The sequence below is a fragment of the Streptomyces hazeniae genome, assembly GCF_031845485.1.
Classification (GTDB): Bacteria; Actinomycetota; Actinomycetes; order Streptomycetales; family Streptomycetaceae; genus Streptomyces; species Streptomyces hazeniae.
In genome coordinates this window covers 1-547 of sequence record NZ_JAVREQ010000103.1, presented here as the reverse complement: position 1 = coordinate 547, position 547 = coordinate 1, and the positions used below count along the sequence as shown (strand labels likewise).

General features: G+C 66.5%; 1 pseudogene. It reads left to right on the top strand.

The features are described from left to right. Window positions 1–547 (top strand): annotated as a pseudogene (locus tag RM572_RS28805) (1,4-alpha-glucan branching protein GlgB); the annotation flags it as partial.

Genomic DNA, 547 nt, shown 5'->3' with positions numbered 1-547 from the left:
ACCGTCTGGAAATCGGCTATCCCGGCGCGGACGAATCGATCTTCACCCACACCACGGCGGATGCCTACCGGTTCCTGCCAACACTCGGCGAACTCGACCTTCACCTGTTCGCCGAGGGACGCCACGAGCGTCTGTGGGAGATCCTGGGCGCGCACCCGCGCAGCTTCACCACTCCCGATGGCGTCGTGGACGGCGTGTCCTTCGCGGTGTGGGCCCCGAACGCCAAGGGCGTCAGCGTGATCGGTGATTTCAATCACTGGGACGGCAACGAGGCGCAGATGCGGGTGCTGGGCTCGTCGGGGGTCTGGGAGTTGTTCTGGCCCGGCTTCCCTGCCGACGGTCTGTACAAGTTCCGCGTGCACGGCGCCGGCGGGGGCACCACCGACCGCGCCGACCCGATGGCTTTCGCCACCGAGGTACCTCCGCAAACCGCATCCCGGGTCACCACCAGTTCCTACACCTGGAACGACGGCGAGTGGATGGCGCGGCGCGCTGCGCAGAACCCGGTGTTCGAACCGATGAGCACCTACGAGGTGCATCTGATGTC